Consider the following 4,925-nt stretch of genomic DNA (forward strand, 5'->3'; position numbering starts at 1 on the left):
GAGCAGGAGGCCGCGGAAGCCATTCTCAACGACACCCCGGCCGGTCAGCCACTCGCGCAAGCCTGGACGGGTGCGCTGGCGCAGCTGGCGCGCAAGTTGCCGGCTGACGGCGCCGACCCGGTCTCCCGGGGTGGCGTCTACGCACTGGTCGGCCCCACCGGGGCCGGCAAAACCACCACCATCGGCAAGCTCGCGGCCCGCTATGTCATGGAACACGGTGCCCGGGATGTGGCCCTGGTGACCCTGGATACCCACCGGATCGGCGGCCATGATCAGCTTCGCTCCCTGGCGCGTATCCTCGGTGTGACTCTGCGGGTGGTAGACGATCAGTCCAGCCTGGAGTCGGTGCTCTACAGTCTGCGCCGTCACGCACTGGTGCTGATTGATACCGCGGGATTCCGCCAGGGCGATCCCCGGCTGACCGAGCAGCTCGACACACTCCGTCGCCTGCCTCAGGTCAAACCACTGATGGTGCTGCCCAGCACCAGTCAGGCGGCGATGTTAAAGGCCTCAGTGCACGCCTACGGCGGTCAGGGTCTGACCGGCTGCATTCTCAGTAAGCTCGATGAGAGCGCGAGTCTGGGTGAGGCACTGGGTGTAGTCATGCAGGCCGGGGTGCCAATCGTCTATACTACCGACGGTCAGGATATTCCCCGGGATATTCAGGTGGCTCGCCCGCACCAGTTGGTGACCCGAGCGGCCAGCCTGGTTGGTCGGCGCGATGACGCCGCGCGCCGCCCCCAGGGTGCCACGGCCACCGTCGCCCGCCGGGCCCTATAATCGACCTTGTTAGGGTCAGTCGAAGAACGTGAGGAGTAGAACGGCAGATGAGTCAAATGCGTCCGGTTCAAGTCATAGCAGTGTCCGGCGGCAAGGGCGGTGTGGGAAAGAGTAATATTTCCGTCAACCTGAGTATCGCTTTGGCCGAACTTCGCCGCCGTGTGGTGCTGCTGGATGCGGACCTGGGCCTCGCGAATGTCGATGTGCTGCTCGGTCTCAAGGCCAAACATACCCTGTCCGATGTGCTCAACGGCGAAATGGGGCTTCGGGATGTGCTGGTTAACGGCCCCTCCGGTCTGAAAATTGTCCCCGCCGCCTCGGGCGTCCAGCGCATGACCATGCTCGGGCCCCGTGAGCATGCGGGCCTGATCAATGCCTTCAGTGAGCTGAGTGATCAGGTGGATATTCTCGTGGTGGATACCGCCGCCGGTATCTCCGATACCGTGGTGAGCTTCGTTCGGGCCGCCAATGAAGTACTGGTGGTGGTGTGCGACGAGCCGTCGTCCATTACCGATGCCTACGCCCTGATCAAGGTGCTCAACCGGGATCACGGTCTGCAACGTTTCCGAGTAGTGGCGAATATGACCCGCACCACCCGCGAAGGGCAGATGATGTTCAACAAGCTGAACAGCGTGTGCGAGCGGTTTCTGGATGTCACCCTTCAGTATGTGGGCCATGTTCCCTTTGACGAAAATGTGCGCAAAGCCGTACAGAAACAAAAGTCACTGCTGGAGTTCGCCCCTCAGAGCAAGGCGGCGCAAGCGATTCGTACGCTCGCCAAAGAAGTGGATCAGTGGCCTCTGCCCAGCGCGCCCACGGGGCGGCTGGAATTTTTTGTCGAGCGTCTGCTCCAGGTCGCCAACAGTCGCTAGATGGTGTGAGGTAGCTGACAATGGCCGCAGCCGATGGATTAGCCATGTACGATAAAACCCGACAACTTGGCAACCAGATACGGGTGGAGGACTATGCGTCCCTGGTAAAGCGCATTGCCCATCACATGATGTTGCGCATGCCTGCCTGTGTGCAGGTTGACGACCTGATCCAGGCCGGCATGATCGGCCTGATTGAAGCCTCTCAGAAGTATGATGCTTCCAAGGGGGCCAGCTTTGAAACCTACGCCGGTATCCGCATTCGCGGTGCCATCGTGGACGAAATGCGCCGGGGCGACTGGGCGCCGCGCTCGGTGCACCGGAACGCCCGGCGGATTAGCGAGGCTATTGGTACTGTGGAAGGGCGTACTGGTCGGGATGCCCAGGATGCCGAAGTGGCCGACGAGCTGGGTATTGAGCTGGATGAGTATTTCGATATGCTGCGGGATGCCAGTGCCAGCCGGTTGTTCAGCTACGAAGAGACCTTCGGCGATGACGACACCAGTCAGCATATGGCGGGCCCAGGCTCCGAGCACGCCAGCCCCCTGGACGGAATTCAGCGCACGGCGCTAAAGCAATCCCTTGCGCAGGCGATAACCCAACTACCGGAGCGGGAAAAGCTGGTGTTGGCGCTCTATTACGATGAAGAGCTTAACCTGAAGGAGATCGGGCAGGTCCTCGGGGTCAGCGAATCCCGGGTCAGCCAGATCCACAGCCAGGCCGCCCTGCGCCTGAGAACCCGGCTGGCCGACTGGCAGGGTAATGATTGACGCGCCAGAGGTTTGTGGGTACTTTGCCGGGCACGGCCTTGCTAGAATACCAATTTCACCGGTGTGGTGGGCGCCCTGTGGCGCTACTTCCCATTCTTGAAACCAGACTCCCGCCAGAGTAGACGGAGGTTGCATTGGATAAAAACATGAAGATCCTGATTGTCGACGATTTCTCGACAATGCGACGGATTATTAAGAACCTGCTCAGAGACCTGGGGTTCAGCAATACCCACGAGGCTGACGACGGGGTAACCGCCTTGCCGATGCTGCGCAGCGGCGACTTTGACTTCCTGGTGACCGATTGGAACATGCCCGGTATGACCGGCATCGATCTGCTGCGCGCGGTGCGCGAGGACGAGAAGCTGCATGCATTGCCGGTTCTGATGGTGACCGCTGAAGCCAAGCGCGATCAGATTATTGAAGCCGCTCAGGCCGGTGTGAACGGGTACGTGGTCAAACCGTTTACCGCTGCGGCGCTCAAGGAAAAGATCGAGAAAATTTTTGAACGCGTCGGTTAAACCGCGCGCCGTCGGTGTCTTGGGGCGCCGGCCCATAGCGACAATAAGGCTTATTCATGGCTTCAACATCCCAGTTGCATGAAAACGACGAGTTCATCTCCGAGCTGAAAGAGTGCGCCAAGCTGCTGGTCGACAAGCTTCAGGGAGACCAGTATGAAGAGGCCTCCCAGCTGATTCACGCGATCACCGAAGTGCGCGACCGGCATATTTTCCAGTCCGTCGGGCGTCTGACGCGCGGGCTGCACGATGCCATCGTCAACTTCAACGTTGATGGTGACCTCAGCTCCGAACCGCCCGATATCAAAAACTCCGAAATTCGGGACGCCTCCAACCGTCTGAACTACGTCATTGACCTGACTCAGCAGGCCGCCGAAAAAACCATGGATATGGTGGACGAGTCGGCGCCCATCGCCACCAATCTCGGGCAGGAAGCCGGCTCTCTGAAAGAGGAGTGGGCCCGGCTGAAGCGCCGCGAAATGAGTCCGGATGAGTTTCGCGAGCTGTACCACCGGATGGACGATTTTCTGGGGCAGATGGTGACCGGCACCGAGACCATCGGTCGTAACCTGCAGGAGATTGTGCTCGAACAGGGATTTCAGGACTTGACCGGTCAGGTGCTCAAGCGGGTGATCGGGCTGATCAATGATGTGGAGCAGGACCTTGTCAGCCTGGTCCGGATTGCCGCCCAGGTGGAAGATGTTACAGGTTTTGTGCCCGAGGCCGATAGTGAAGAAGCGGCAGTGAAAAAACGTGAACAGAGCTCCGGAGAGGGGCCGCAGATGAACGCCAGCGAACGGGCTGACGTGGTATCCAGTCAGGACGAAGTGGACGATTTGCTGTCGAGCCTGGGTTTCTGACCTGGGTCGGAACAGGGTTCACCCGCAGGCGCAATGCGCGCCAGGGTGGTCAGCCAGGGGCGACCACCCGATGACAATAACCGGTGAGATAGGTTTGATAGGAGCGCTGAATGGGGTTCGGTGACGACGAAGAAATTCTCCAGGACTTCCTGGTCGAAGCAGGCGAAATACTGGAGAAGCTCTCCGAGCAGCTGGTCGAGCTGGAGCAGCGCCCCGACGACGCTGATTTGCTCAACGCGATTTTCCGTGGTTTTCATACCGTCAAGGGTGGGGCTGGGTTTCTCCAGCTCGATCCCATGGTGGAGTGTTGCCATGTGACCGAGAACCTGTTCGATGTGTTGCGCAACGGCCAGCGCCAGGTGACTTCCGAGTTGATGGACGTGGTGCTGCAGTCGCTCGATACCATCAACCAGCAGTTTGCGGAAGTGTCGCAACGGGAAGACATGTCGTCGGCCGATCCTCAGTTGATCGACACCCTGCAGCGGCTGGTGAACGGCGAGCCGATTGACGGTGGCGCCGATACCACCTCAGAAAGTGATCAGAGCCACGGGTCCGGTGAGCCGGTGGGTAACGACACACCCAAAGCCCAGGGTGATATTACCGACGACGAGTTTGAGCAGCTGCTGGATGCCATTGCCGATGAGCCCGGTGCCGCGCCCGCCAAAAGCGGATCCGACTCGAAGCCGTCGCCAGAGCAGGGTGATGTCATTCAGGAAGACGAGTTTGAAGCCTTGCTGGATGAGCTGCACGGTAAAGGCAAAGGCCCGGGTGCGAGTCAGCCGGCCAAACCATCCTCCGAAGCCCCCGCTTCAGACAGCGATGAAATCGATGACGATGAATTCGAAGCGCTGTTGGATCAGTTACACGGTAAGGGCAAGGGCCCGGGGACCGGCACAACGGCAAAGTCTGCGGCGCCAGAGCCGTCTGAACCAGCCCAAGCGCCCGCAGAAAGTGGTAAATCCGCATCGGGCAATTCGTCCAACAATGATCTGATCAGTGACGATGAGTTCGAGTCGCTGCTCGATGAGCTCCATGGCAAAGGGCAGGGGCCAACCCGCAAGCAACCTGACGCCTCCGGAAAGCCGGATACCAGTGCTGCGGCAAAACCCGATAGCGCCCCGTCGGCTCCAT

The 4,925-nt window shown here is 60.0% G+C and carries 6 protein-coding genes; all 6 read left to right on the forward strand.

The genetic code is table 11. The annotated features are described in order from the left end of the window. On the forward strand, positions 1–780 hold a 780-nt coding region (locus B3520_RS11020), incomplete at its 5' end, for an AAA family ATPase (protein WP_349678480.1). Between the two features lie 47 nt (positions 781–827). Continuing rightward, positions 828–1,652 (forward strand): MinD/ParA family protein, encoded by an 825-nt coding sequence (locus B3520_RS11025; RefSeq protein ID WP_024459984.1) that lies wholly within the window; start codon positions 828–830, stop codon positions 1,650–1,652. 44 nt (positions 1,653–1,696) lie between these two features. Beyond that, positions 1,697–2,419, forward strand: a complete 723-nt coding sequence (locus B3520_RS11030; protein ID WP_286876047.1) for an RNA polymerase sigma factor FliA — start codon at positions 1,697–1,699, stop codon at positions 2,417–2,419. Between the two features lie 134 nt (positions 2,420–2,553). Further along, positions 2,554–2,937: a chemotaxis response regulator CheY gene (cheY, locus tag B3520_RS11035; RefSeq protein WP_024459986.1), complete on the forward strand. Its 384-nt coding sequence runs from the start codon at positions 2,554–2,556 to the stop codon at positions 2,935–2,937. Between the two features lie 56 nt (positions 2,938–2,993). Further along, a complete protein-coding gene (locus B3520_RS11040; protein WP_286804704.1) occupies positions 2,994–3,794 on the forward strand; it encodes a protein phosphatase CheZ in 801 nt (266 codons plus the stop codon). A gap of 110 nt (positions 3,795–3,904) precedes the next feature. After that, on the forward strand, positions 3,905–4,925 hold a 1,021-nt coding region (locus tag B3520_RS11045; protein WP_286876048.1), incomplete at its 3' end, for an Hpt domain-containing protein.

The sequence above is a fragment of the Marinimicrobium sp. UBA4509 genome (genome assembly GCF_002388575.1).
Classification (GTDB): Bacteria; Pseudomonadota; Gammaproteobacteria; order Pseudomonadales; family Cellvibrionaceae; genus Marinimicrobium; species Marinimicrobium koreense.

Excerpts from the sequence above, each read along its gene's own strand:
- B3520_RS11025 (WP_024459984.1), top strand. The coding sequence starts at position 828 with ATGAGTCAAATGCGTCCGGTTCAAGTCATAGCAGTGTCCGGCGGCAAG.
- B3520_RS11030 (WP_286876047.1), top strand. The coding sequence starts at position 1,697 with ATGTACGATAAAACCCGACAACTTGGCAACCAGATACGGGTGGAGGAC.
- B3520_RS11040 (WP_286804704.1), top strand. The coding sequence starts at position 2,994 with ATGGCTTCAACATCCCAGTTGCATGAAAACGACGAGTTCATCTCCGAG.